Here is a 26,570-nt window from a genome sequence, read left to right as displayed (position 1 = left end):
ATTAGAGCCTGAATCAAAAAGCGGCATGTGTGTGCGAAAATGGTGATTTTCGAATACCGGAGCGAAGCGTACTTAAGGTACGTGAGCACCGGAACGTAGAAAATTGCCATTTGCAGCCACACCGAACGACTTTTGGAACAGGCTCTTAGGCAATTCCATGACGTGTTGGAATACGTTTCCGGTAAAAATCATACAAATAGAGACGGTGCGGTCAGTTTATCTGATTGACGCAACATTTAGGCACCACTCATGCAGATAATTGATGCGGCGATCAATCCGGCTGATCTGGCGGCAGTGTGCCTTCAATCTTTCTGATCCAATCGACCAGAGGCCGCGCGCGCTCGACAAAGTCAACCAGCCGGTCCGCAAGCGCTGCCTCAGTGATGCTGTCCGGTTCGATTTCCATGCGCACGGCAAAATGGCGATTGCGAATCGCCTCCACGAGATCGGTTTCCGTCACGCTCTCAAAACCACGCGGAGTGCGCTTCAAACGGTCATTGTCGCTGATCTGCAAACCGTTCTTTTTCAGCTTTGTGACCACGGCGCGATAGTCTTCCGGCTTCTCGGAAATCGCTTTGCGGATGGCCAGCAGAAGCTTCGGCTTCGGCCCCCACCAGGCAACACCGGCATAGCAATCGCGCACGCCGGGCAGACCGATGCAGACATAAAAACAGCCGCTTTCGTCCCATTTGGTACCGGAGCGTGAAAGCAGCGCCGAAAGGTGCCGGTTATAGGGCGCTTTGTCCTTGGAAAACCGCGTATCGCGCTTGATGCGGAACTGCGATTTGACGCGGTCGCCCTTGAAGCCAAGCCCCGCTTTTTCAAAGCGGGCACTCAGTTCTTCAATCAGATCGCCAAGCGGCTCTTTCAGGTGTTCCTCAAAGAGATCCTTGTTCTCCACAAACCATTCCCGGTTCTGGTGGAAATCGAGCGCCTTCAAAAATGGAATAGCCTTGTCGCCAAACCCCTTGAACGGTGCCATTCGATCAGCCCTCCCCGACGAGCTTGAACCAGGCGTCTTCATCGATAACTTCGATGCCAAGCTCTGCGGCTTTTGCGAGCTTGGAGCCAGCACCCGGACCCGCCACCACAAGATCGGTTTTCTTGGAGACGGAACCGGCGGTCTTCGCGCCGTAGCGCTCCGCCATGGCCTTGGCCTCGTCACGGGACATGCGTTCCAGACTGCCGGTAAACACCACCGTCTTGCCTTCCACCGGCGAGCCAGTGGCGACACGCGCCGCTTCGTCCAGCGGGGTCACTTCCGCCAGAAGAGCGGCCAGCACGTCGCGATTATGCGGCTCACCGTAAAAATCCACCACCGCTTCCGCCACGATGGAGCCGATGCCCTCGACAGCCAGCATTTCCTGCCAGGCATCATTACCCTTGTCGGTGCGGTCGCCACCTTTGGGAGGCTGAGCTTCCAGAGCCGCTTTCTCAAAAGCGGCATAGGAAAGATAAGCGCGTGCAAAACGCTTAGCGTTGACTTCGCCGACATGGCGGATACCGAGGCCGAACAGAAAGCGGCTGAGCGCGATTTCGCGCCGGTCATTGATCGCGTCATAGAGCTTCTTCACCGACGTTGCGCCGAAACCCTCGATGTTTTCGAGCTTCTTCAGAGGCGATGCAGCCTGACGCTTTTGCAGCGTGAAAATATCGGCAGGCGATTTGATCTTCAGGTTTTCATCTTCGGCATGGAAGAAGAACTCGACCTGCTTTTCGCCGAGACCCTCAATGTCGAAGGCATTGCGCGACACGAAATGGCGAATACGCTCAACGGCCTGCGCAGCGCAGGTCAGCCCGCCCGTGCAACGATAGACGGCCTCGCCTTCCTCGCGCACGGCATGACTGCCGCAGACCGGGCACTGGTGCGGGAATGGAAATGGCACCGCACCGGCGGGCCGCTTTTCCAGCACCACATCGACGATCTGCGGAATGACATCGCCAGCGCGCTGCACGATCACCGTATCGCCGATGCGAATGTCGCGCCCTTCGCGGATCGGCTCGCCCTTCTGGCCGATGCCCTTGATGTAATCCTCATTGTGCAGCGTGGCATTGGTCACCACCACGCCGCCGACGGTGATCGGCTCCAGTCGCGCTACTGGCGTCATCGCACCGGTGCGCCCGACCTGAATATCGATGCCGCGCAGAATGGTGGTCGCCTGTTCCGCCGGGAACTTATGCGCAATCGCCCAGCGCGGGCTGCGCGAGCGGAAACCAAGCCGCGTCTGAAGATCGAGCCGATTGACCTTATAGACCACGCCATCGATATCGTAGTCGAGATTGGGGCGCTCCAGACCAATGGCACGGTAATGGGCGATCAGTTCATCGACGCTCGACAGGCGCTTCATCAGCGGATTGACGGGGAAACCCCAGCTGCGAAAAGCCTCGACCATGCCAAGCTGCGTATCGGCTGGCATATCGGACATCTCGCCCCAGGCATAAGCGAAGAAGCGGAGCTTGCGGCTTGCCGTCACCTTGGCGTCAAGTTGGCGCAGCGAACCAGCCGCCGTGTTGCGCGGGTTCACATAGGTCTGCTTGCCTTCGGCTTCCATTTGGGCGTTGAGCGCCAGAAAGTCGCTCTTGGCCATATAGACCTCCCCGCGCACTTCCACCACCGATGGCGCGCCCGCCGGGAGCCGGTTTGGGATCTCGCCGATGGTGCGGATATTGGCGGTCACGTTTTCGCCCGTCGTACCGTCGCCGCGCGTTGCGCCGCTGACCAGAACACCGTTTTCATAGCGGATCGACATGGAAAGCCCGTCGATCTTCGGCTCGGCGGTAAAGGCGATGGAATTGTCCGGCAATTGCCCCAGAAACTGATAGACGCTGCCGACGAAATCGCGCACGTCCTCGTCCGAAAAGGCATTGTCCAGCGACAGCATGGGCCGCGAATGCACGATAGGTGCAAAAGTCGCCAGCAGAGGCGCTGCGCCCACACGGCGCGAAGGGCTGTCATCGCGCACCAGTTTCGGGAAACGCGCTTCTATCGCCTCATTACGCCGCTTTAGCGCGTCATAATCGGCATCCGAAATCTCCGGCCTGTCATTGGCATGATAAAGCTCATCGTGATGAGCAATCTCACGCGCCAGTCGCTCCAGTTCGGCAGCAGCTTCAAGGTCGGTCAGTTTTTCAACGGGAGTTTCGGACATATGCGACAAGCATCCTGGCTATCTGAATCGACCAGAAACATATCCAAGAAAAGTCATTTAGCCTACAGCCGCCTGACTTTACGAACAGAGGATACTGCCAGATAGCTGTCAGGAGGCCAGAGCGCTGTTTTCCGCGAGCAGTCGCTCCGCCGCCGCGCGCGCCTCATCGGTGATGCTGGCACCGGCGAGCATACGGGCGATTTCTTCCTGACGCTCATCCACGCCGATGGACCGGATCGATGTCGACATGCGGTCTTCATGGGTCGCAGATTTGGCAATCAGGAAATGCGTCGATGCACGGGCCGCCACCTGCGGTGCATGGGTGACCGAAAGCACCTGCACCCGCGACGACAGCCGCGCCAGACGTTGGCCGATGGCATCCGCCACGGCACCGCCCACACCCGTATCGATTTCGTCAAAAACCAGCGTCGGCGCGGAACCGCGATCCGCCAGCGCCACCTTCAGCGCCAGAAGAAAACGCGACAGCTCGCCGCCGGAAGCAACCTTCATCATCGGACCGGCGCGCGTGCCCGGATTGGTGCGCACCCAGTATTCCACCGTATCGATGCCTTCGGCAGCGCGCGCTTGCGGGTCGGTGATCATCTCCACGAGGAACTCGGCGCGTTCCAGCTTGAGCGCGGGCAGTTCCGCCATGACGGCAGTTTTCAGATGCTCCGCCGTATCCTTGCGCCGGGCGGACAATTCCGCCGCCGCCGCGTCATAGGCAGCGCGTGTCTCGGTCGCCTGCGCTTCAAGTTGCACCAGCTTTTCCGCGCCTGCGTCCAACTCGGCTAGATCGGCGTCCATCTTGTCGCGCAGCGCAGGCAAGCCTTCCACAGCGACCGAATATTTGCGCGCAGCCGCACGCAGCGCGAACAGGCGCTCTTCCACCTGTTCCAGCACGCGCGGATCGAAATCGATCTCCCGCATGGCGTGGTCGATGCCGTCCTGCGCTAGAGCCAGACTGTTCAGTGCTTCATCGATGGCTTTGCAGACCGGCTCCAGCAGATGCGGCGCTTCCGGGATTTTACGTTCCAGACGGCGCACCAGACTTGCCAGTGTCGGCACTGGCGAACCATTGCCTGACAGAAGCTCGCCCGCTTCGTTCACATCACCGGCGATCTTTTCGGATTTCATCATCACCGCGCGACGTTCGGCGAGTTCGTCTTCCTCGCCGGGCTGCGGATCAAGCTTGGTCAATTCTTCGACGGAAGAGCGCAGATAGTCACCTTCGCGCTCGGCTGCTTCCACGCGAGCGCGATGACGCGACAAGGCGGTTTCCGCATCGCGCCACGCCTTGTGCCGTTCGCGCACCACGACCGCCTCGGCGTCGAGACCGCCGAAAGCATCCAGCAATGTCCGGTGCAGATCGGTATCGATCAGCGCACGGTCATCATGCTGGCCGTGGATTTCCACCAGCCTGCGACCCAGATCGCGCAACAGTGCAACGCTTGCCGCCTGATCGTTGATGAAGACGCGCGTGCGCCCATCGCCCATCTGGAGGCGACGCAGGATGACGTCGCCGTCATCGTCAAAACCATTTTCGCGAAGGAAAAGTCGGGCCGGATGACCGCCCGGCACATCGAATACCGCCGTCACCTGCCCCTGATCCGCCCCGTGGCGAACCAGTGAAGCGTCGCCACGCGCACCGAGCGCCAGCGACAGCGAATCAAGCAGGATGGATTTACCGGCGCCGGTCTCGCCCGTCAGCACGGACAAGCCGGTCTTGAACTCGATGTCGAGCCTTTCAATCAGGACAATATCGCGGATCGAGAGGTGCGACAGCATGTCGGGCTCAAACTGTTATGAACCGCCGCCCGTGATGAGCGACGAAGCCTTGGCCAGCCATGAGCCACCGTTTTCGCGTGGTTCCAGACCACCGCTCTGCAAGAGCTTGTAGCTGTCCTTGTACCACTGGCTGTCCGGAAAATTCTTGCCGAGGACGGAAGCGGCCATCTGGGCTTCCGAGGTCAGGCCGAGCGCATAATAGGCTTCGACCAGACGCGCCAGCGCTTCTTCCACCTGACGGGTGTTGGAATATTCCTCGACCACGCCGCGGAATCGCTTGATGGCGGCCAAATATTCCTTGCGTTCCAGATAATAGCGGCCGACCTGCATTTCCTTGCCGGCGAGCTGATCGCGGGCGAAGCGGATCTTGGCCTTCGCATCGTCGGTATATTCCGAATCCGGGAAGCGATCGACCACTTCCTGCATCGCGGCGATGGCGCGGCGGCTGGCAGCCTGATCGCGTGTCACGTCCGGAATCTGACGGAAGTAGGAAAGACCGATGATGTAATAAGCGTAAGCCGATTCGGGCGATGTCGGGTAAAGCGTGTTGTAACGCTTCGCCATGCTGATCGCTTCTTCGTAGTTACCCTTGCGGTAATTGGTGAAGGCAGCCATCACGAGCGCCTTGCGTGCCCATTCCGTATAGGGATGCTGGCGGTCGATGGCAGCGAACTTCTTGGAGGCTTCGTCGAGACGGCCTGCATCCAGATTGGCCAGACCTTCATTATAGAGCTTGTCGGCAGGATCGATCGTCTCAACATACTTGGTGAGATCGATATCGTCGTCCTTGCTGGCACAACCGGCGAGCGGGATAAGAACGGCGATAGCGCCAGTCAACAGCGCAGTTTTCGTCACACCCGTGAATTTGAAACTCGTCATGCGGTCTCCGGCCTTCTGGCAGCGTCATTCCTGTTTGAAGCAACGTGCGCGCTTGTAGCATTGCAACCGTGCTTCATCCATCCAAATCATTCAACTTTGGCAAAGATTAAACAATGCCAAGGCTGTTTTGGCCGTCCATAAACCACATGCAGGCGCAATCGTCTAGCTCTACAATCGCCAGATTTTGGCCGAAACACTGTCCGGACGGCTCCTTCGCATCCTGTGAACCGTGAAGATTGGTCCCCTCATCGACCCGCCGCAAAACGGAAGGCGACTCGTATCGCAATGGTGAACCGGCGAACACGGCTCAATTAAGGCCATGCGCCGGGATCATCCAAATTATTGTGGACGATGCTGCGAGAGGTTTAAAGCGCCCAGGGTGCCGCGATATTCGGCTTCACCGCAACGAAATCCGAGCTCTTCGCATTGCGACGCACACCAGATGCCTCGACGATATCGAAAGCGCTCTTGTCGGCAAGAAGCGCCTTCACCGTCTCTGCGTTCAGGCGATGACCGCTGCGATAGGAACGGAAGCAGCCGATGAACGGCAGACCGGCGAGCGCCAGATCACCCACCGCATCCAGCGTCTTGTGACGTACGAACTCGTCCTTGAAGCGCAGACCACCCGGATTGATGACCGAATTGTCGTCGCCGATGACCAGAGAATTGTCGAGCGATGAACCCAGCGCATGACCGGAGGCCCAAAGACGCTCCACATCCTTCATGAAGCCAAAGGTGCGCGCAGTGGAAATTTCCTTGCGGAACACCGCCTCGTCCATGTCATTGGCAAATTTCTGACGACCGATCAGCGGGCATTCGAAATCGATCTCAACTTCAAATCGCGTGCCGGAGAACGGGCGGAACTCGCCCCAGGAGCCACCGGCTTCCACACGAACCGTCTTGAGAATACGGATGAAACGGCGCTTGGCCTGCTGCGTGACAATGCCCGCCTCGTCAAGCGCTTCGATGAAGCGCGCCGAGGTGCCATCAAGAATAGGCACTTCCGGGCCATCAACCTCGACGATCAGATTGTCGATGCCAAGTGCTGCAATAGCGGCCATCAGATGCTCGACGGTATCGATCTTCGCTTCTTTCGGTCCAAGCGAGGTGCACAGGTCAGTCGCGCCGATTTCCGAAACATGGGCACGGATTTCGCGCGCGCTGCTTTTCAGGTCCGAGCGCTGGAAGACAATACCCGTATCCGCATCGGCAGGAAGAAACGTGGCCGAAGCCGGAGCGCCACCATGGACACCCACACCGGAGAGGGTCACCGCACGACCAATTGTCTTCTGATAAGCGCTCAAGACTGTTCCAATCTATTCATAATCAAGAATATACGCGCAGGCGTAAACAGGCCGCACTTGCTCGCTGGCGTACCCTGCTCCCGCAATCGCACATCTAATCCTCAAACGGATTAATCTGTTAGATATGGCAAAATTAGCGGCAGGGAAGACAAAAAGAATCACAACCCCGTGTGAGCCCCAAAACAACCGACCACATATAAAATAGTGAGCCGGAACGTTCGGACAAAATCACGCTTTCTTACGCTCTATTACCATAAAAGCCGTTTTATTCCAGCATTTCCCGCAAAATACAAAAAGCCCACCTGAGACAGGCGGGCTTTCTGAAATTTTATGTCGGTGTTCGATCAGTTCGACTGACGGCGCAGGAAGGCCGGGATTTCGAGCTGGTCGTCTTCCGAAGCTGCACGCGGCTGCGGGCGGCCCTGATCATCGAGCTGGCCACGACGCGGTGCGTAGATCGAGCCGTCCTGCTGCATCGGGCGGCGTTCAGCCGGACGCATGCCGGGTTCGCGATGCTGCGCAGGCTCCAGACGGGCTGCAGGCTGCTCTTCTTCACGACGCGACAGACCGTGGGTCAGGCGCTTGAGAAGGCTCATCGGGCCGCGTGGCTCTTCCTGAGCAGGCTGTGGCTGCTGCGGAGCGCGACGGGCGGCGATTTCAGCCTGTGCAACCGGCGGGAAATCCGAAACGGCTGGCATACGTGGAGCCGGGCGCGGTTCGCGGGCCGGTTCTGCATGCATCTGCTGCGGCTGCTGGTAAGCCTGCGGCTGAGCGGCCTGAGCAGCGTGAGCCTGAGGCATCGGTGCGCGAGCAACCGGTGCGCGTTCGAAGGCTTCCGGTGCAGGTGCCTGGAAAATGCGGCTCTGCGGACGGAAATCAGGCTCTGCGGATGCAGCAGGTGCGGCTGGCGCAGCTGCAATCGGCATATCGACTTCGGCAGACTGGATTGCCTGCGCAATCGGGTCAGCCTGACGCGGCTGTTCAACGACCGGAGGACGCAGAGCGCCATGCGGAGCCATAGGCTTGGCCTGCGAGGTCGGCTGCTTTACTGGCTGGCGAAATTCCAGCGGCGCAGGCGCCGCATCTCCGATCTGCTTGTCGATGCCGGTAGCAACCACGGATACACGAATGACGCCTTCGAGACCTTCGTCGAAGGTTGCGCCGAGGATGATGTTTGCTTCCGGATCAACTTCTTCACGGATACGCGTTGCAGCTTCGTCGACTTCGAACAGGGTCATGTCGCGACCGCCGGTGATCGAAATCAGCAGGCCCTTGGCGCCACGCATCGAGGTTTCGTCGAGCAGCGGGTTGGCGATGGCAGCTTCGGCAGCAGCCATTGCGCGGCCTTCGCCGGAAGCTTCGCCGGTGCCCATCATCGCCTTGCCCATTTCGCGCATGACAGAGCGAACGTCAGCAAAGTCGAGGTTGATGAGGCCTTCCTTGACCATCAGATCGGTGATGCAGGCAACGCCCGAATAGAGCACCTGATCGGCCATCGCGAAAGCGTCGGCGAAGGTGGTCTTGTCATTGGCGATGCGGAAGAGGTTCTGGTTCGGAATGACGATAAGCGTATCGACGTTCTTCTGCAGTTCTTCGATGCCGAGATCGGCCGTCTTCATGCGGCGCGCACCTTCGAAATGGAAAGGCTTGGTCACGACGCCGACGGTCAGGATACCGCGTTCACGTGCTGCGCGGGCAACAACTGGAGCTGCGCCGGTGCCGGTGCCGCCCCCCATGCCTGCGGTGACGAAGCACATATGCGTGCCATTGAGGTGATCGACGATTTCGTCGATGCATTCTTCAGCAGCGGCACGACCGACTTCGGGCTGGGAACCTGCGCCGAGACCTTCCGTCACGGCAGCGCCGAGCTGGATGATGCGGTCGGACTTCGACATGGTCAAAGCCTGCGCGTCGGTGTTGGCCACAACAAAATCCACACCGCGAAGACCGGCATTGATCATGTTGTTGACTGCATTGCCGCCGCCACCGCCGACACCGAAAACGGTGATGCGGGGCTTCAGCTCGGTGATGTCCGGCTTTTGCAGATTGATAGTCATTGGTCCTTGTTCCTCTTAAAGCCCGTCACCGCTTTTCGCCGCTGCGGTGCTGATTGGTTGTTACCCAGATGGTCACGTCCCGGAAAATTCGACTGTTCACTCAAAGATCGGTTACTCAGAAACTCTCCCTCAGCCATTGGCTGACACGTTGAATGCGCCCACCCGTACCGGTCATAAGACCGGAGGAAGCTGCTTTTACCGACCGCTCTTCTATCCCGGCCACCTGCGGGTAGATCAGAAGTCCGACGGTCGCGGCAAAAGCTGCCCCCTTAGCCGCCTCAGGCAATCCCGCTATTCCTAGAGGACGCCCGATTCGTACATTTCTTGCAAGGATTCGTCTGGCGGCCTCCGGCATGCCCGGCAATTGGCTTGCGCCGCCGGTCAAAACCACACGCTTGCCGACAATGTGTCCGAGACCCGACTGGTTCAGCCTGTCGCGAACCAGTTCCAGCGTTTCTTCCACTCTTGCGCGGATAATCCGCGTCAAAACCGACCGCGGATACTGATTGGGTACATCACGCTCGTCGTCGCCAATTGGCGAGACGGAGATGAGATCGCGGTCGTCGGCAGCGCTTGGCAGCGCCGAGCCATACATGACCTTCAGGCGTTCGGCGTCTTCCATGCGAGTGGAGAAACCGCGCGCCACATCCATCGTGACGTGATTGCCGCCGATGGCAACTGCATCGGCGTGAATGAATTTGCCTTCGGAGAAGACAGAGATCGTCGTGGTGCCGCCACCCATGTCGATGCAGGCCGCACCCATTTCGGCTTCATCGCCGACCAGAGCAGACAGACCGCTTGCATAAGGCGTCGCAACAATGGCCTCGACCGACAGATGGCAGCGATTGATGCAAAGCTCGAGATTGCGCAGCGGAGCGGCATCAGCCGTCAGCACATGCATGTCAACGCCGAGGCTGTCGCCCAGCATGCCCTGCGGGTCGCGAACGCCGCGCTCGCCATCGAGCGTGTAGCCGATCGGCAGCGAGTGAACGAGGTGACGTTCAGCGGCCAGAGCCTGTTTCGCGCCGGCTGCGAGAACGCGGCGAATATCGGTCTGTTCGACTTCATGACCGCCGAGATTCACGCTCGCGGTGAAGGTTTCGCTCTTGAGGCGACCGGCCGAAATATTCACGATCAGGCTATCGACGGTCAGACCGGCCATGCGCTCTGCGGCATCGACGGCGAGACGGATGGATTGTTCGGCGGCATCGAGATCGATGATCACGCCGGATTTCACGCCACGCGAACGCTGATGACCGATACCCAGCACTTCCATGCGGTGCGTGCGGCCTGGCAGAAGCGCGCCGCCTTCATGCGGACGCAACCTTGCGATGACGCAGGACACCTTGCTTGAGCCAACATCCAGAACCGTGAGCAGGCGCACTTTGCGCCCTGCAGTTCCGCCTTGAGATGATCCCTTACCGCCCAGAATACTCATACGCGCTTCCCCGTGCGGGCCAATTCTTTCTTACGCTCCGCCAGGAACTTCTGGCGCTGTTCCATACCGCTTGCCGTCAGCTGAACGGTCACACGATCATCCAGACGAAGATCGACCGCCATGATATCGCGGGTGAGAAGTTGCTTTTCCTCATCGAGTTTCTGGATTTGTGCGAGCGCTTTCAGCGGATCTTCCGCCGGGAGCATGATGCGCACGCCATTGTCCAGAAGAAGATCCCAGCGACGGTCAGCGACGCGGATATAAGCGCGAACCTTGCCAGCCAGCGCCGGATAGTTTGCGACCTCGTCGACAAAGCCCTTAACGACCTTTTCAGCGCCGTCGCCAACCACAAGCGGCAGCGTGTTGTAGCGCCCGGCGCGGAAAGGCACGATGGTGTCGCCTTCGGCATCGATCAGCGACAATTCCTTGTCGTTCTGCCAGATGGCGAAGGCCTGACGTTCATGCAACGCAACCTGAACCGTACCCGGATAAACCTTGCGTACTTCGGCGCTCTGCACCCATGGCAGCTGTGCGATGGCGGCGCGCGCTTCTTCAGCGTTCAGGCCGACCAGCGAGGTCTCGCCATCAAGGTTAAGCTGTCCCAGAATATCGATATCGGAGGTCTCGTGATTGCCGACCACCTTGACGTCCTCGATGGCGAAACCGAGCGTCGAGGCCGTAGCCTTCACCACATCCTGCGAGTGACCGCCAACAACCATGCCGTAAATGCCGGTGGCGCCGAGGAAGCCCAGCATGCCAATGGTTCCGGCATGACGTGGAATGCTGACATTGCCCTGAAACAGACGGGCAGCGAAGCGAAACGGCTTGCGCAGAAAGCGCGGCAGGACGAATGCGACATTCATCGCCGATGCGTCTCGCATCGCGCCCGAGCGCCTATATCCATCATTTCTGCCGTTCAACGCAAACAAGACGCGTCCTCCACCATCCAACTCAACAATTCACCGAAAGAGATACCAGCCGCTTTGGCGATATCAGGCACGAGCGAGGTGGGCGTCATCCCCGGTTGGGTGTTAACTTCCAACCAGATAACTTCGCCTTCTTCTGAAAAACGATCATCGAAACGGAAGTCCGACCGGCTTACGCCCCGACACCCGATTGCCCGATGCGCCGTAAGGGCCATTGTTTGTATTTTTTGGTAAATATTTGGTAAAATTTTTGCCGGGCACACGTGAGTTGATGCGCCTGCAACATATTTTGAATCATAATCGTAGAACTGATGACCGACCGGAACGATCTCGCAGACATCCATGGCGCGGTCGCCCATCACGGCGCAGGTCAATTCGCGGCCAGCGATGTAGCTTTCAACCAGAACTTCGTCGCCATATTTCCAGTCCGCAGAGCCGATGATTTGCGGCGGATGGGTCTGGTCTTCCTTGACGATCACAACGCCAAAGCTTGAACCTTCACGCACCGGCTTGACCACATAAGGCGGCTCCATCGGGTGTTCGGAACCGATATCGAAACGGTTCATCAGACGCGACGGCGCGACGGCCACGCCAGCCGCCGCAGCAACCTTCTTGGCGCGATCCTTATCCATGGCGAGCGCGGAAGCGAGAACGCCGGAATGGGTGTAGGGAATCTGGAGATATTCGAGGATGCCCTGAATGGCGCCATCTTCACCGAATGGGCCGTGCAGCGCATTGAAGGCGACATCAGGCTTCAGCTCGGCGAGAACACTGGCGACATTGCGATCCACATCGATACGGGTCACACGGTAGCCGCGCTCTTCCAGGGTCGCCGAACAGGCCGCGCCGGACGACAGGCTGACAGGACGCTCGGAGGAGAACCCACCCATCAAAACGGCGACGTGTTTTCCCGTCATGTTAAGCATCCCCTCTGCGCAATCCCCTGCGCGGTGAATCAAGAACAGAGTCCGAGTAGCCCAGCGGGCCGGTGTTCCGATCCCGAAATTCGTTTCAACCGATATCGATCACCGACGAATTTCGGGACCGAAAGAACACCGGCTACTTTTTAAACTGCCAGTGTCGTTTTGATCTCGAAGTTCGCACTCACGCACGATATCGAACCCTAGCGAACTTCGAGACCACGACACTGGAGGCCGCAGACGTCCACGGCAGGAAAATCCTGCCGAATCAAATCACTGTGTGGTTAACCATAAAGAATCAGAGGATTGATTCCGTGACAAGACCCTATCAAAAGGGACGAACCTTACGCGTCGCTTGCGAAGGCAAAAAAGCCCGGATTTTCAGGCAGAAAATCCGGGCAATTTTTTTATTAAACTTTGCCGAGAAACTCTTCTACGCGCTCGCCGTCGCGGAACAAACCGAGACGCTTGATCTCCCAGTGGAGGCGAATCCCTGACGACTCAAAAACTTTTGCGCGAACTGTCTCGCCCAAAGTCTCCAGATCATGCCCGGTCGCAGTGCCGGTATTGATCATGAAATTGCAGTGCATCTCCGACATCTGGGCACCGCCGATACGCAATCCACGGCAGCCCGCCTTGTCGATTTCCTTCCAGGCAGACGTGCCTTCAGGATTCTTGAAAGTTGAGCCGCCGGTTTTTTCGCGCACAGGCTGCACCGTCTCACGGTGATGCTGCACCTCGTCCATGGCGCGCTGGATATCCTCGCGGTCACCCGGAACGCCCTCGAACAGCGCCGAGGTGAAGATCAGCTCCGGCGATACCGAAGAATGGCGATAGGCATAGCCCATATCGGCATTCGAAAGCACATGCAGTTCGCCCTTACGGTCGAGCGCCCGCACCTCCACGACACGCTCGCGCGTTTCCACACCATTGGCGCCCGCATTCATGCGTAACGCCCCGCCGATGCCACCAGGAATGCCGTGGTAGAAATGGAAGCCCGAAAGGCCCGCTTCCAGCGCCGCCGCTGCCACGCGCTTGTCTGGCGTCGCTGTGCCTGCCCTGAGCTGCGTTTCGGAAACGCGCTCGACCTCGCCAAACCCCTTAGCGGAAAGCCTGATGACAAAGCCGGGAACGCCCCCGTCACGCACGAGCAGATTGGAACCGATGCCCACCACGAGGATCGGTATTTCTTCCGGCACTGCCTTCAGGAAATTCGACAGGTCTTCCTCGTCGGCGGGCTGGAACAGAACCTGTGCCGGTCCACCGGCGCGAAACCAGGTGATCTTGTCCATGCCCGTATCGGGCGTCAGACGCCCGCGCAGGCCCGACAGCTTGCCGTCAAGCTTCTTCAGAAGCGCCTCGCCGCTTTCCATCGGGTGATAGTCCATTACTTCTTACCCTGTTCGGCGAGTTCCTTGGGCAGCGCATAGGCCCATTGCGTGATGTTGCCCGCGCCGAGGCAGACGACAAAGTCGCCCGGCTGCGCGATGGAGGCAACGAGCGGGGCCAGAGCTTCCGGCCCGCTGGCGTAGCGCGCATCGCGATGGCCCGCCGTCTTGATGCGGCTGACAAGCGTTTCGGAGTTCACGCCTTCGATAGGGTCTTCGCCCGCCGTATAGACCGGCGTGACGATGACCGTGTCGGCATCGTTGAAGCATGCGGCAAATTCGTCGAACAGGCTGTGCAGGCGGGTGTAGCGGTGTGGCTGCACAATGGCGATCACGCGACCACCTGCCTGAGTTGTTGCGTCGCGTGCGGCTTTCAGCACCGCGCGGATTTCCACTGGGTGATGGCCATAATCGTCGAAAATCTCGACGCCGTTCCACGAACCCGTATGGGTGAAGCGGCGCTTCACGCCACCGAATGAACCAAGGCCGCGACGGATATCGTCAGCGGAAATGCCCAGTTCATGTGCGACTGCGATCGCCGCCGTGGCGTTGGAAACATTGTGCAGGCCCGGCATCGGCAGGCGCAGATCCTTGATCTCGACGGCCTCGCCCTTGCGCGAACGGATGACCACGTCAAACAGGTTCGCCGCACCTTCCATGCGCTGATTGACAAAACGCACTTCCGCCTGCGGGTTCTGGCCATAGGTGATGATGCGGCGATCCTCGATGCGGCCCACAAGCGCCTGCACTTCCGGATGATCGAGGCACATGACGCCAAAACCGTAGAACGGCACATTCTCGACGAACTGCGCGAAAGCGGCGCGCACATTGTCGAAATTGCCGTAATGGTCGAGATGTTCCGGGTCGATATTGGTCACAACCGCGATATCGGCGGGCAGCTTGAGGAAGGTGCCATCGCTTTCGTCGGCTTCCACCACCATCCAGTCGCCGTCGCCCATGCGGGCATTGGTGCCATAGGCATTGATGATACCGCCATTGATAACGGTCGGATCGAGATGCCCTGCATCCAGAAGCGCTGCCACCATGGAAGTGGTGGTCGTCTTGCCATGCGTGCCGCCAATGGCAACAGCGCGGCGGAAGCGCATCAGTTCGGCCAGCATTTCAGCGCGGCGCACGATGGGCAGCAGCTTTTCGCGCGCGGCAGCCAATTCCGGGTTGGTCTTCTTGATTGCGGTCGAAACGACGATGACTTCCGCGTCGCCGAGATTTTCAGCCTTATGGCCGACGAAAACCTCGATGCCCTTCTCGCGCAGACGCTGCACATTGGCGCTGTCCGACTGGTCCGAGCCTTGGACCTTGTATCCAAGATTATGCAGCACCTCGGCGATGCCACTCATGCCGATGCCGCCAATTCCGATGAAATGAACGAGCCCGATGTTCAGCGGCATTTTCATGGCCGAGTTCCTTCTTTGAATTCGTGAACTGATTTGCCAGTTGCAATAGCCTCTGCCAGATCGGCAAGCAACCGCGCAGCATCCGGCTTGCCGACGCTTTTTGCAGCTTTTGCCTGATTTTCGAGCCTTTCCGGCTCATTCATCGCCGATTGCAGGATTTGCGCGAGGCGTTCGGGCGAAAGCTCAGCCTGTCGCACGACCTCTCCGCCGCCTGCACGGCTAAGTGCTTCGGCATTGGCCGCCTGATCGTGATCAAGCGCATGGGGGAATGGCACCAGAATGGCCGGACGACCGATCACCGTTATTTCCGAAACCGTCGATGCGCCGGAGCGCGAAATCACGAAATGCGCATCCGCCATGCGTGCCGGCATATCGTTGAAGAACGGGGCCACATCGGCTGGAATGCCAAGCTTCTTGTAGGCCTCGCGCACGGAAGCTTCGTCTTCCTTGCGCGCCTGCTGGGTGATCAGAAGTCGCGCGCGTTCCTTCTCGGGCAGAAGAGCAACCGCAGCCGGTATCGCGTTTGAGAAGAACTGCGCACCCTGACTGCCGCCGAAAACCAAAAGACGAAACCGCTCGTCCGGCTTGGCTTGCTTGTAAGGCGTGGCGGCTGCCGCCAACACAGGCGGACGTACCGGATTGCCGGTCGTCACGGTTTTATCAGCAAAAGTTCCACCCGTTTCCGGCAGAAACCCGCCTGCAATCGCCTTGACGCGCCCCGCAAGGCCTTTGTTGGCGCGGCCCATCACGGCGTTCTGTTCATGCACCAGCGTCGGAATATGCATATTGCTGGCCGCATAAAGCGGCGGCAAGGTCGGGTAACCGCCGAAACCAGCGACAAGCTGCGGCTTCAAGCGGCGGAACAATTTGCGTGAATCGAGATTGCCCTGCCACAGCGACCAGAATGTTTTGAACAGCGCAATCGGATTGCGGCCCGCAATGGTCGCGGAACGGATCACATGCACATGGCTTTCATCGAAAGCGCCTGCAAAACGCTGCGCCCGGGCATCGGTCGCCAGATGCACATCCCAGCCGCGTGACTTCAATTCATGCGCCAGCGCTTCCGCCGGAAAAAGATGGCCGCCCGTTCCCCCGGCGGCCAATACGATAACACCTTTAGCCATCAATCCCTCACAGCGCCGGAATGCGTTCGCCCCGATTTGACCCGATATGCCCAACCGTGTGCGTCATGCGCGCTTCCGGGCGGCGACGGGTGAGCGCCAGCAAAATGCCCATGGTGATGGCAATCGCCACCAGCGACGAGCCGCCATAGGAAATGAACGGCAGCGTCATGCCTTTTGCGGGCATCAGGTGCAGGTTCACCGCCATGTTGATGATCGACTGGAAGCCGAACAGGATCACGATGCCAGACACGGCAAGACGCGTAAACGCATCGCGTTCCTTGAGCGCGATGGAAAGCCCACGCACCACGATGAAGGCAAATAGCAGCATGATGATCATGCACAGGATGATGCCATATTCTTCCGCAGCCACGGAGAAGATGAAGTCGGTGTGGCTGTCGGGGATGATGCGCTTGACGGTGCCTTCACCCGGCCCCTGCCCGAACCAGCCGCCGCGCAGAATGGCTTCGCGTCCGGCATCGACCTGGAACGTATCGCCCTCGCCCGTCATGAAGCGGTTGATACGACCGGCCACGTGGTCGAACACGAAATAAGCGCTAAAGCCGCCGCAAACCGCAAGCCCGCCCAGAACCAGAATCCAGAACATCGGCAGTCCGGCGAGGAAGAACATCGCGCCCCATGTGCCGGTGGTCAGCATGGTCTGGCCCAGATCAGGCTGCAACACCAGAAGACCGGCAACCGTGCAGAACAGCATCATGGCGAGGAAATAGCCCGGCATGTCGCCGCCACGTTCGCGCTCGGAGAAGAGCCATGCGCAGACGACCACGAAAGCGGGCTTCATGAATTCGGATGGCTGGATGGAAATACCCGCCAGATTGACCCAGCGGCGCGCACCCTTGACTTCGATACCGAAGAAGAGCGCCGCAACCATCAGCACCATGGAAATGGCGAGCAGGATCAGCGCGAAACGCCTGATCTGCCGTGGGGAGAAGAACGACACGCCCACCATGACGATGACGGCGGGGATCATGAAGATGGTCTGACGCTCGACGAAATGGAAACTGTCGAGACCGATGCGCGACGCCACAGCCGGGCTTGCCGCAAAGGACAGCAGAATGCCAAGCCCCATCAGGGCAAGGCAGGCTACGAGAAAGAAGCGGTCTATTGTCCACCACCAGTTGGCGACAGGACCGCGATCGACACGGCTTACCATCAGCTTTCTCCTCCAATTGGCATGATACCGGGAAGGGCCAATACGGCGCTGCGGAAGGCATCGCCGCGTTTTTCAAAATTCTGGAACTGATCGAAGCTGGCGCAGGCTGGCGAAAGCAGCACCACCGGCTCTGCGGCTGCATCATTGCCCGCATCGCGCGCGGCATGATCGACGGCCACGGCCAGCGTATCGGAAATTTCGAACGGCACGCTGTCGCCCAGCGTCGCAGCAAACTGCGCCGCCGCTTCGCCGATCAGATAGGCCTTGGCGATACGCGGGAAGAACCCGCCGAGCGATTCGATACCGCCCGCTTTCGGCACACCACCAGCGATCCAGTAGATGTTCTGCGGAAAGGACGACAGCGCCGGTGCGGTCGCATCAGCATTGGTCGCCTTGGAATCATTGACGAACAGCACCTTGCCGCGCCGCCCTACCTGCTCCATGCGGTGCGCCAGACCCGGAAAGCTTTTCAGACCGGCGCGAATTTCATCGAGTGACAGGCCGACAGCGAGGCAGGCCGCCACGGCTGCGAGCGCGTTCTGCGCATTATGCGCGCCGCGCAGCGAACCGACCCCGGCGAGCGAGGCCAGTTCCTCATTCTTGCCATCGGTGGCATGAATCAAGGTCGGACCATCAGCGAAATAGCCGTTGTCGAGGTGCTTTTCCTTGGAAATCCGCGCAACATTGACGCCGTTCGCCGCCAGATTTTCGGCAATCGCCGTGCAGTAAAGATCATCAACGCCGATAATCGCGGTGCCGCTGGCCGCAACCAGCCGCGCCTTGATGGCCGCATAGTTTTCCATCGTGCCGTGACGGTCGAGGTGATCCGGCGTCAGGTTCAGCAAAATTCCGGCAGTCGGATTCAGCGAGGGTGCCAGATCGATCTGGTAGGACGAGCATTCAACCACATAGAAACGGTTGGCCGCTAGCGAGTCCAGCGTGAGGATTGCCGTGCCGATATTGCCGCCGAGTTGCATGTCGCGGCCCGACGCCTTGATGATATGGGCGATCAGCGCGGTGGTGGTCGATTTGCCGTTGGTGCCGGTAATGGCGATGAACGGGCAATCGGGTGCGATATGATTGCGCTCGCGCACGAAAAGCTCCACATCGCCGATAATTTCGACGCCTGCCGCATGGGCAAGATCGACCGTCCAATGGGGCTTCGGATGGGTCAGCGGAACACCCGGCGAAAGCACAAAGGCGGCGAACTGCGACCAGTCCGCCTGCCTCAGATCGCCGGTTGCAATGCCTGTGCCTTGCGCGCGCGCGACACTGTCGGGATTATCGTCCCAGGCAATGATCTTCGCCCCTCCGGCCACGATGGCCTTGGCTGTGGCGATGCCCGACCCGCCCAGTCCGAAGAGGGCGACGGTCTTGTCTTTAAGGGCGGTGATCGGGATCATTCTTCTTGCCTGTCGATACTGGTCTTGTGACTATCTGAGCTTGAGGGTGGAAAGGCCGATCATTGCGAGAATGATGGCGATGATCCAGAACCGGATCACGACCTGGCTTTCGGTCCAGCCCTTCTTTTCAAAATGGTGGTGAATTGGCGCCATTAGGAAGACGCGCTTGCCGGTCAGCTTGAAAGAGCCAACCTGAATGATGACCGAAAGCGCTTCCATGACGAACAGACCGCCGATGATGGCGAGCACGATTTCATGCTTGGTCGCAACGGCCACGGTGCCGAGCATGCCGCCCAGCGCCAGCGAACCCGTATCGCCCATGAAGATAGCGGCAGGCGGCGCATTGAACCACAGGAAGCCAAGGCCTGCACCGATCACCGCGCCTAACACCACGGCAAGTTCACCCGTGCCCGGCACGAAATGGATTTGCAGATAATCTGCGAAGATCGCATTACCGGAAAGATAGGCGATGAAGCCGAAGGAAGCTGCAGCAACCATGACCGGCACGATGGCCAGACCGTCGAGACCGTCGGTCAGGTTCACGGCATTGCCCGCGCCGACCATCACGAAGGCGGCGAAGGGAATGAAGAACCAACTCAGATTGATAACGAACTGCTTGGCGAATGGGAAGGTCAGCGAGGAGGAGAAAGGCTCCTGCCCTGCGCGCATGATGACGAAAGCGGCAATCGCTGCGATCAGGAACTCGATGCCCAGACGCGCCTTGCCGGAAAAGCCCTTGTCGGACTGCTTCGTCACCTTGAGATAGTCGTCATAGAAACCGATGGCACCGAAGCCCACGGTGACCAGCAGCACCACCCAGACATAGACGCTGGAGAGATTGGCCCACAACATGCACGAAATGAGAATGCCGGTCATGATCATCAGACCGCCCATGGTGGGCGTACCGGCTTTCTTGAAATGGGTCTGCGGGCCGTCGGCGCGGATCGGCTGCCCCTTCCCCTGACGCACGCGCAACGAGTTGATGATCGTCGGGCCGAACAGGAACACGATCAGCGCCGAGGTAATCATCGCGCCGCCAGTGCGGAAGGTGATGTAGCGGAACACGTTGAGCGGTGTCATGTGTTCAGCGAAGAAGGTGAGAAGCATCAGCATGTGGAGAAAATTCCCTCGACCATCGCCTATTCCGCCGGCTCGACCGGCGGAAACTGGGCAGTGAAAGCCTTGACGATTTTGGAGAAGCCGATTCCCTTGGACGATTTCACCATGACGACATCGCCGGGACGGACCGCCTTTATCACCAGCGGCAGTAATTCATCGGTGCTCTGCCTGTATTCGGTGTGAATTTCAACCGGCAAGGCGTTTTTAAGCACCGACATTTCAGGGCCACCGATAAAAAGTGAACTGACTTCGGCATCCACGATCGGACGTGCGAGGTCGGCATGCAGCTTGCCCGACTGACGACCGAGTTCCAGCATGTCGCCGAGAACGGCGATGCGCCGTCCCTTAGGACCTTCCGGCTTGGACGACTGGAGCAATGCCAGCGCCGCACGCATGGAGGTCGGATTGGCATTATAACTTTCGTCGATCAGCGTGAATGTGCCGCCATCGGGATGTTGCAGCACATGCTGTGCGCCGCGCCCGCCTTCTGCTGAAAGGGTCGCCATCGCCATCGTCACCTTGGCGAGATCGGCGCCGACGAGATCGCAAGCGCCAAGGACAGCCAGCATGTTCTGCACGATATGACGGCCCGGTATGCTGACCTTCACGACGGCTTCGTGATTGCCGATCTTCACCGTCATGCAGGAGCATGTCGGGTGCAGCTTGACTTCGCGCAGGCGATAATCGGCGCGCGCATTTTCGCCAAAGGTTGAAATATGCTCGACGCCAGCTTTCTCCGCCAGTTCTTCCAACTGCTTGAAACGCTTGTCGTCACGGTTGAGCAGCGCATAGCCGCCCGGTACGATGCCTTCGAAAATCTCGGCCTTGGCGACCGCGATTTCTTCCAGATTGGCGAAATGGCCAAGATGCGCGGGCGCGATCAGCGTGATCAGCGCCACATGCGGGCGCACCATCTTCACCAGCGGACGAATTTCGTCATGATGGTTCATGCCGATTTCGAACACGCCGTAATCGGTATCGGCTGGCATGCGGGCGAGCGTCAGCGGCACGCCCCAATGATTGTTGAAGGATGCGACCGAGGCATGAACCTTGCCAACGCCGGACAGGACATGGCGCAGCGCTTCCTTGGTCGTCGTCTTGCCGACCGAACCCGTCACCGCAATGATCTGCGCCTTCGAGCGCGCACGCGATGCAATCCCCAGCTTGGTCAGCGCTTCAAGCACGTCTTCCACGACGATCATCGGCACTTTCAGATTGCCGAAAGCAGGCAGGCGATGCTCAGCCACCACCAGAAGACCTGCGCCAGCCGCCATTGCCGCCGTGGCAAAGTCGTGGCCGTCAAACAGGTCGCCCTTGATGGCGAAAAAAGCCTCGCCGGGCTTCAGCGTGCGGCTGTCGATGGAAATGCCGGTGATGCCTTTAGGGAGCTTGCCGAAGGGCCTGCCTCCCATGGCCTCAACCATATCAGCCGATGACCACAGCCAGTCTTTCATCCCTGACGCTCCTCAAGACGGGCAGCCAGTGCGGCTGCGACTTCCGCATGATCGGAGAACGGCAAGGTGATGTTGCCAACGATCTGGCCTTCCTCATGTCCCTTGCCCGCAACCACCAGCGTGTCGCCCGGCATCATCATGGACACAGCCGTGAAGATCGCTTCGCGGCGATCGCCGATTTCGGTCGCTCCGGTTGCCGCGGCCATGATCTCGGAGCGAATCTGCGCCGGCACTTCCGAACGCGGATTGTCGTCCGTGACGATCACCACATCGGCAAGACGCGAGGCGATTTCGCCCATGATCGGGCGCTTGCCCTTGTCACGATCACCGCCGCAACCGAACACGACAATCACGCGGCCCGTGGTGAATGGGCGAACCGAAGTCAGAACATTTTCAAGCGCTTCCGGCTTATGCGCATAATCGACATAGGCTGGTGCGCCATCTTCGGTCGCACCCACCAGATCGAGACGGCCCGGCGCGCCCTTCAGGCGTTCCAGCGCGCGCATGGCGGCGGCAGCGGGCACGCCCGTAACCATAGCGAGACCGGCTGCGACCAGCGCATTCGCCACCTGGAAATCACCGGCCAGCGGCAGCTCGATTTCAAAGATTTCGTCGCCGATGCGCACTTCCACATGCTGGCGGAATCGCTCATGCTCGACGCGCTTCAGATTGATGAAACTGCCCTTGCGGCCGACGGTCTTCACGTCACAACCGGCAGCGGTCGCCGCATCGATGGCCTGTTGCGAGAAATGATCGTCCGAAAAGATGATCGCAGGCGCACCCTTCGGCAGCAGCGTATCGAACAGGCGCATTTTCGCGCCGAGATATTCTTCGATGGTCGCGTGATAATCCATATGGTCGCGGCCAAGATTGGTAAAGGCGCCAGCGGCGAGTTTCACGCCGTCGAGACGGCGCTGGTCCAGCCCGTGCGAAGAAGCTTCCATCGCGGCATGGGTCACGCCTTCATCGGCAAGTTCGGTCAGAACGCGCTGCAACTCCACCGGATCGGGCGTCGTCAGCGAATTATAGTCGCTGCGGGTCGGCGAAAACACGCCTGTCGTGCCGATGTTTGCAGCGGGGAAGCCTGCATAGGCCCATATCTGACGCGTGAAGGAAGCAACGGAGGTTTTGCCGCTCGTGCCCGTAACGGCAACCATGATTTCAGGCTGCTTGCCATAGAACTGCGCCGCAGCGGTGGCCAGCGCATGACGCGGATCGTCTACATGCAAGACTGGCACGCCCGCATCGGCGATGGTTGCATCCTTGGCGGCGATGACGGCGGCAGCGCCGCGTTTGATCGCATCCGCAGCGAATGCCGCTCCATCCGCCTTCACGCCTTTCAGCGCGGCAAAGAGAAAACCGCGTTCGACCTTGCGGGAATCCGAGGTAACGCCCGTGATTTCAACCTCACCGTCATTGCCGGAGGCCAGTTCCTTAAAAAGAGCGATTTCCTTCAGTTTCATGGCAATCAAATCCAAATTCCGTTGCGTCGTACCCAAAGTGGCCTCGCGGCCTGAAGCTGCACCACACGAATCAGTCGTATTCGTTGGAAACCATTGCTGGCGGCAATTCCTGTTTTAAATCAGGCCCGCCGCTTACATTGCTAACAGTTGCCGGTAGCGCATCCAGTTCGAAGTTCGGTTTGACCCCGAGGAAGGATGCCGAGCGACTGATGATTTCATAGACCATCGGCGCAGCATTGAAGCCCGCGGTCGCGCCGAATTTGCCCTGTTCCGGCTTCGGCTCGTCGATGATGGTCAGCACCACATAGGCCGGATCTTCGATCGGAAACGCGGCAAGGAAGGCGTTAAAGCGCGAATCCTTCGAATAGCGACCGTGAACCACCTTTTCAGCCGTACCCGTCTTTCCACCGACACGATAGCCCGGAACGGCTGCGCGCTTGCCCGAACCGCCCGGCGCCGTGGCATTGAGGCGGTAGAGATAACGCATATCAGCAGAAACTTGTGGATGAACGACCTGCTTCTCTCCCAGCGCGACGGTCTCAGCCTGAGAACGCATCAGGAAGGTCGGGTTGAACAGCTTGCCACCGTTCATCAACGCTGCCGCACCCACCGCAGTCTGCAACGGGGTCGTCATCATGCCGTGACCGAACGAGATGGTCATCGAATGGACCTTCTTCCAGACGCGCGGCTCAACGGGACGCGCCACTTCCGGCAATTCCGTCTGCATGCGGTCAAGAAGACCCATCTTCTTGAGGAAGGCGCGGTGGCCTTCGATGCCGACGGCATCGGCTTCGCGACCGGAACCGATGTTCGACGAATAGATGAAGACTTCCGGCAGCGTCAGCCAGCGGCCCTTGCCGTGGAAGTCGCGGATGGTCTGGCGACCGAACACCAGCGGACGCGTCGCATCGAGCTTCGACTGCAAGGTGAACTTGCCGGAATCGAGCGCCATCGCCGTCGTGAAGGTCTTGATAGTCGAGCCCATTTCATAGGTGCCCGCCGACATGCGGTTGAGGCGATCCTTGTCGAGCGCATTGACCGGGTTGTTCGGATCGAAATCCGGCACCGAGGCCATGGCGATCACTTCGCCGGTCTTGATGTTGAGAACAACGGCGCCGGCAGCAATGGCGCGATAGCGCTCCATGGCCTTGACCAGAACGTCGCGCATGATGTGCTGCACGCGAATATCGATGGACAGACGCACCGGCTCCAGCGACTGACCGGTCGCAAGACCGGCAAGACGGAGATCGGTCAGGCCCTGGCTGTCGATATATTTTTCCATACCGGCAATGCCCTGATTATCGACATTGACCAGACCGAGAATGTGGGATGCGGTAGGACCGCCCGGATAGAAGCGGCGCTTTTCGGTGCGGAAACCGATGCCCGGAACGCCCAGCGCCATGATCTGGCTCTGCTGCTTCGGCGTCAGGCCGCGCTTGACCCAGACAAAGCCCGCGCCGCTCTTGAGGCGCTTATAGGTCGCCTCCCAATCGAGATCGGGTAGCACCGTGGAGAGCATTTCGATGGTTTCGTCGGGATCGACGATCTTGCGCGGTTCGGCGTAGAGCGAAGCGGTGTTGATATCGGTCGCGAGAATTTCGCCGTTGCGATCCAGAATATCCGGGCGCGAGGCAAGCTGCTGCACGGCTGGACCGGAAGCATCTTCGTCCTCACCGCCAATCATGCCGAAATAGACGAGCTTGCCGCCTATCACGCCATAAATGCCGACGAAGCAGGCAATCGCCATCCACAAACGGTTGCGCGCACGATTGCCGTGCTTTTTACGCGACCCGACAAAAGCCATGTTGCCAGCCAGCTTTTCATCGCCGACCGGCTCCATGCCGTCCATCATATCCTGCTTTTTCTTTTTTGAAAGACCGAGTTTCAGCCGCATGATCAGTGCTTTGCCCCGCTCTTCTTGACGCTGCCGGTCGTGATCTTGTCCTGTTCGAGGACGCCGCTTGCCACCAGTTCATCGGTGCCGGAGATGATTTTCTGAATGTCGTCCAACGGACGCTCCGGAATGTCACCGGCGCTCAAAATGAGCTGCTCGGCCACGATGGGCTGCAGGTTCAGTTCTTTTTCATAAACGCCCGTCAGGCTTTGCAGACGGCCCGGCTGGGTCATGAGCGCCCAGTCGGCGCGCAGCAGCGTGATCGTGTCGCGCTCGGAATTGATCTGACGCGTCAGCTTGGCAATGACCGCGATCTGCTTTTCCGCGTCATACTTGATGGTGTAGGTGACAGCCGCTGCCACCAACATCGCCGCAATCATGATGAGATCGAAAGTACGCAGCACTCGTTCAACTCCGGCTTAGTTCATGCGTTTCAGGCAGTTTGGGAAGCCCGAACAGCGAAAGATCATCTTCAAGCGACGGATTATCAGTCCGCACTCCTGCGCGCAGCTTCGCCGAGCGCGCACGTGGATTGCGGGCTTCTTCTTCCGGCGTCGGCCCGACAGCGCCCTTAACGGCGGGCGTGAAACTTGGATGGCGCACATGGGTTTCGGGCATATGCCGCGAACCCGCACTGCCGCCTGCACGATCCGCGAAATAGCGCTTCACCATGCGGTCTTCGAGCGAATGGAACGTCACCACCACCAGCCGACCGCCGGGCTTTAAAACCTGTTCGGCTGCCAGCAATGCGCGGGCCAGTTCACCCAACTCATCATTCACGTAGATGCGCAATGCCTGAAACACGCGCGTCGCAGGATGGATAGGCACTTTGGGATTACGACCGACCAGCGTTTCAATCGCATTGGCGAGATCAAGCGTGCGGGTGAACGGCTGCGCCTCGCGGCGCTTCTCGATCATCCGCGCGATGCGCCCTGCATGACGCTCCTCACCGAGGAAATTGAAAATGCGCGCCAGATCGCCCATCTTCAGGCGATTAACAACATCGGCAGCGCTGGGACCTTTGCTGGACATGCGCATGTCGAGCGGCCCGTCCTTCTGGAAGGAGAAGCCGCGCTCGGCTTCATCGATCTGCATCGACGAAACACCGATATCGAGCACAACGCCATCCACTTTGCTGCCTGCTCCCTTCACTTGCGCAACGGCTGAATCCAGTGCCGAAAACCGGCTTTCCACCAGATGCAGACGCCCTGGAAACTGCTTTTCGATGGCGCGTCCGGCTTCGATGGCCGTCGGATCGCGGTCGATCGCGATCACTTCGGCGCCCTCGTCCAATATGCGACGGGTGTAGCCGCCTGCCCCAAAGGTGCCGTCGACGATGACTTCGCCGGGCTTGGGCTTGAGAGCGTCAATCACCTCGGAGATCAACACCGGAACGTGACGGACTTCAGCCCCTTCGGCTTGAGATTTGTCTCCGCCGAGGCTCGCCATCATTCCGTTCCTTTCCCGGGAGTTGCCCCCGCTATCCTGTTTTCTGTCTGCGGATTCCGACCATTTGTCGCCATGACGGATTCGTTCGTCAGTTATCGGATATTAAGCTTAATGAAGCGTTATCCTTTACATGAGCGCACAGGAATATTGAGGGGAGTAAGGGAGTAAGGGAGTAAGGGAGTAAGGGAGTAAGGGAGTAAGGGAGTAAGGGAGTAAGGGAGTAAGGGAG

General features: G+C 59.3%; 20 protein-coding genes. All 20 read right to left on the bottom strand.

The annotated features are described in order from the left end of the window. Positions 1 to 271: 271 nt before the first annotated feature. The 20 genes from HWD97_RS21095 to rsmH all read right to left on the bottom strand — a co-directional run bounded on the left by HWD97_RS21095 (position 272) and on the right by rsmH (position 26,344). On the bottom strand, positions 272 to 982 hold the full coding sequence (locus HWD97_RS21095; RefSeq protein WP_109369402.1) for a DUF2461 domain-containing protein: 711 nt from the start codon (positions 980 to 982) through the stop codon (positions 272 to 274). A 4-nt stretch (positions 983 to 986) separates the two neighbouring features. Then, positions 987 to 3,149, bottom strand: a complete 2,163-nt coding sequence (ligA, locus tag HWD97_RS21090) for an NAD-dependent DNA ligase LigA (RefSeq protein WP_371835516.1) — start codon at positions 3,147 to 3,149, stop codon at positions 987 to 989. A gap of 108 nt (positions 3,150 to 3,257) precedes the next feature. Continuing rightward, the gene (recN, locus tag HWD97_RS21085) at positions 3,258 to 4,937 is read right to left on the bottom strand and encodes a DNA repair protein RecN (protein ID WP_121536394.1); all 1,680 of its coding nucleotides are present in this window, start codon (positions 4,935 to 4,937) and stop codon (positions 3,258 to 3,260) included. Positions 4,938 to 4,952: 15 nt separating this feature from the next. Further along, entirely contained in the window at positions 4,953 to 5,816 is an 864-nt protein-coding gene (locus HWD97_RS21080; RefSeq protein ID WP_109369405.1) for an outer membrane protein assembly factor BamD, read from the bottom strand. 365 nt (positions 5,817 to 6,181) lie between these two features. Next, on the bottom strand, positions 6,182 to 7,120 hold the full coding sequence (gene lpxC, locus HWD97_RS21075) for a UDP-3-O-acyl-N-acetylglucosamine deacetylase (RefSeq protein ID WP_109369406.1): 939 nt from the start codon (positions 7,118 to 7,120) through the stop codon (positions 6,182 to 6,184). 344 nt (positions 7,121 to 7,464) lie between these two features. After that, positions 7,465 to 9,177, bottom strand: coding sequence for a cell division protein FtsZ (gene ftsZ / locus HWD97_RS21070; RefSeq protein WP_109369407.1), 1,713 nt, complete (start codon positions 9,175 to 9,177; stop codon positions 7,465 to 7,467). Positions 9,178 to 9,292: 115 nt separating this feature from the next. Beyond that, complete coding sequence (gene ftsA / locus HWD97_RS21065; protein ID WP_109369408.1) at positions 9,293 to 10,615, bottom strand: cell division protein FtsA; 1,323 nt, start codon at positions 10,613 to 10,615, stop codon at positions 9,293 to 9,295. Next, the gene (locus HWD97_RS21060; protein ID WP_109369409.1) at positions 10,612 to 11,544 is read right to left on the bottom strand and encodes a cell division protein FtsQ/DivIB; all 933 of its coding nucleotides are present in this window, start codon (positions 11,542 to 11,544) and stop codon (positions 10,612 to 10,614) included. Before HWD97_RS21060 ends, ftsA begins: the two co-directional genes overlap by 4 nt. After that, positions 11,532 to 12,458 (bottom strand): D-alanine--D-alanine ligase, encoded by a 927-nt coding sequence (locus HWD97_RS21055; RefSeq protein WP_109370263.1) that lies wholly within the window; start codon positions 12,456 to 12,458, stop codon positions 11,532 to 11,534. Before HWD97_RS21055 ends, HWD97_RS21060 begins: the two co-directional genes overlap by 13 nt. A 413-nt stretch (positions 12,459 to 12,871) precedes the next feature. Beyond that, entirely contained in the window at positions 12,872 to 13,834 is a 963-nt protein-coding gene (murB, locus tag HWD97_RS21050; protein WP_109370264.1) for a UDP-N-acetylmuramate dehydrogenase, read from the bottom strand. Positions 13,835 to 13,848: 14 nt separating this feature from the next. Then, on the bottom strand, positions 13,849 to 15,264 hold the full coding sequence (murC, locus tag HWD97_RS21045) for a UDP-N-acetylmuramate--L-alanine ligase (protein ID WP_121536400.1): 1,416 nt from the start codon (positions 15,262 to 15,264) through the stop codon (positions 13,849 to 13,851). Further along, entirely contained in the window at positions 15,261 to 16,388 is a 1,128-nt protein-coding gene (gene murG / locus HWD97_RS21040) for an undecaprenyldiphospho-muramoylpentapeptide beta-N-acetylglucosaminyltransferase (protein WP_371835515.1), read from the bottom strand. Before murG ends, murC begins: the two co-directional genes overlap by 4 nt. Positions 16,389 to 16,395: 7 nt before the next feature. Further along, positions 16,396 to 17,559 (bottom strand): putative lipid II flippase FtsW, encoded by a 1,164-nt coding sequence (ftsW, locus tag HWD97_RS21035; RefSeq protein ID WP_109369412.1) that lies wholly within the window; start codon positions 17,557 to 17,559, stop codon positions 16,396 to 16,398. After that, positions 17,559 to 18,962, bottom strand: coding sequence for a UDP-N-acetylmuramoyl-L-alanine--D-glutamate ligase (murD, locus tag HWD97_RS21030; protein ID WP_371835514.1), 1,404 nt, complete (start codon positions 18,960 to 18,962; stop codon positions 17,559 to 17,561). Before murD ends, ftsW begins: the two co-directional genes overlap by 1 nt. A 30-nt stretch (positions 18,963 to 18,992) precedes the next feature. Then, complete coding sequence (gene mraY, locus HWD97_RS21025; RefSeq protein WP_109369414.1) at positions 18,993 to 20,075, bottom strand: phospho-N-acetylmuramoyl-pentapeptide-transferase; 1,083 nt, start codon at positions 20,073 to 20,075, stop codon at positions 18,993 to 18,995. Positions 20,076 to 20,101: 26 nt separating this feature from the next. Further along, positions 20,102 to 21,535 (bottom strand): UDP-N-acetylmuramoylalanyl-D-glutamyl-2,6-diaminopimelate--D-alanyl-D-alanine ligase, encoded by a 1,434-nt coding sequence (locus HWD97_RS21020; protein ID WP_109369415.1) that lies wholly within the window; start codon positions 21,533 to 21,535, stop codon positions 20,102 to 20,104. Next, a complete protein-coding gene (locus HWD97_RS21015) occupies positions 21,532 to 23,004 on the bottom strand; it encodes a UDP-N-acetylmuramoyl-L-alanyl-D-glutamate--2,6-diaminopimelate ligase (RefSeq protein WP_109370265.1) in 1,473 nt (490 codons plus the stop codon). Before HWD97_RS21015 ends, HWD97_RS21020 begins: the two co-directional genes overlap by 4 nt. A gap of 64 nt (positions 23,005 to 23,068) precedes the next feature. Beyond that, positions 23,069 to 24,892, bottom strand: a complete 1,824-nt coding sequence (locus HWD97_RS21010; protein WP_109369416.1) for a penicillin-binding protein 2 — start codon at positions 24,890 to 24,892, stop codon at positions 23,069 to 23,071. 2 nt (positions 24,893 to 24,894) lie between these two features. Then, positions 24,895 to 25,296, bottom strand: coding sequence for a hypothetical protein (locus HWD97_RS21005; protein WP_109369417.1), 402 nt, complete (start codon positions 25,294 to 25,296; stop codon positions 24,895 to 24,897). Between the two features lie 4 nt (positions 25,297 to 25,300). Further along, on the bottom strand, positions 25,301 to 26,344 hold the full coding sequence (gene rsmH / locus HWD97_RS21000; protein ID WP_171318237.1) for a 16S rRNA (cytosine(1402)-N(4))-methyltransferase RsmH: 1,044 nt from the start codon (positions 26,342 to 26,344) through the stop codon (positions 25,301 to 25,303). Between the last annotated feature and the right edge of the window lie 226 nt (positions 26,345 to 26,570).

Origin of the sequence: Ochrobactrum sp. C6C9, assembly GCF_022627935.1 — a bacterium.
In the GTDB taxonomy this organism is placed as follows: Bacteria; Pseudomonadota; Alphaproteobacteria; order Rhizobiales; family Rhizobiaceae; genus Brucella; species Brucella teleogrylli.
This window is presented reverse-complemented; position numbering and strand designations above follow the sequence as displayed.

Excerpts from the sequence above, each read along its gene's own strand:
- HWD97_RS21095 (WP_109369402.1), bottom strand. The coding sequence starts at position 982 with ATGGCACCGTTCAAGGGGTTTGGCGACAAGGCTATTCCATTTTTGAAG.
- ligA (WP_371835516.1), bottom strand. The coding sequence starts at position 3,149 with ATGTCCGAAACTCCCGTTGAAAAACTGACCGACCTTGAAGCTGCTGCC.
- recN (WP_121536394.1), bottom strand. The coding sequence starts at position 4,937 with ATGCTGTCGCACCTCTCGATCCGCGATATTGTCCTGATTGAAAGGCTC.
- HWD97_RS21080 (WP_109369405.1), bottom strand. The coding sequence starts at position 5,816 with ATGACGAGTTTCAAATTCACGGGTGTGACGAAAACTGCGCTGTTGACT.
- ftsZ (WP_109369407.1), bottom strand. The coding sequence starts at position 9,177 with ATGACTATCAATCTGCAAAAGCCGGACATCACCGAGCTGAAGCCCCGC.
- ftsA (WP_109369408.1), bottom strand. The coding sequence starts at position 10,615 with ATGAGTATTCTGGGCGGTAAGGGATCATCTCAAGGCGGAACTGCAGGG.
- HWD97_RS21055 (WP_109370263.1), bottom strand. The coding sequence starts at position 12,458 with ATGACGGGAAAACACGTCGCCGTTTTGATGGGTGGGTTCTCCTCCGAG.
- murB (WP_109370264.1), bottom strand. The coding sequence starts at position 13,834 with ATGGAAAGCGGCGAGGCGCTTCTGAAGAAGCTTGACGGCAAGCTGTCG.
- murC (WP_121536400.1), bottom strand. The coding sequence starts at position 15,264 with ATGAAAATGCCGCTGAACATCGGGCTCGTTCATTTCATCGGAATTGGC.
- murG (WP_371835515.1), bottom strand. The coding sequence starts at position 16,388 with ATGGCTAAAGGTGTTATCGTATTGGCCGCCGGGGGAACGGGCGGCCAT.
- ftsW (WP_109369412.1), bottom strand. The coding sequence starts at position 17,559 with ATGGTAAGCCGTGTCGATCGCGGTCCTGTCGCCAACTGGTGGTGGACA.
- murD (WP_371835514.1), bottom strand. The coding sequence starts at position 18,962 with ATGATCCCGATCACCGCCCTTAAAGACAAGACCGTCGCCCTCTTCGGA.
- mraY (WP_109369414.1), bottom strand. The coding sequence starts at position 20,075 with ATGCTGATGCTTCTCACCTTCTTCGCTGAACACATGACACCGCTCAAC.
- HWD97_RS21020 (WP_109369415.1), bottom strand. The coding sequence starts at position 21,535 with ATGAAAGACTGGCTGTGGTCATCGGCTGATATGGTTGAGGCCATGGGA.
- HWD97_RS21010 (WP_109369416.1), bottom strand. The coding sequence starts at position 24,892 with ATGCGGCTGAAACTCGGTCTTTCAAAAAAGAAAAAGCAGGATATGATG.
- rsmH (WP_171318237.1), bottom strand. The coding sequence starts at position 26,344 with ATGATGGCGAGCCTCGGCGGAGACAAATCTCAAGCCGAAGGGGCTGAA.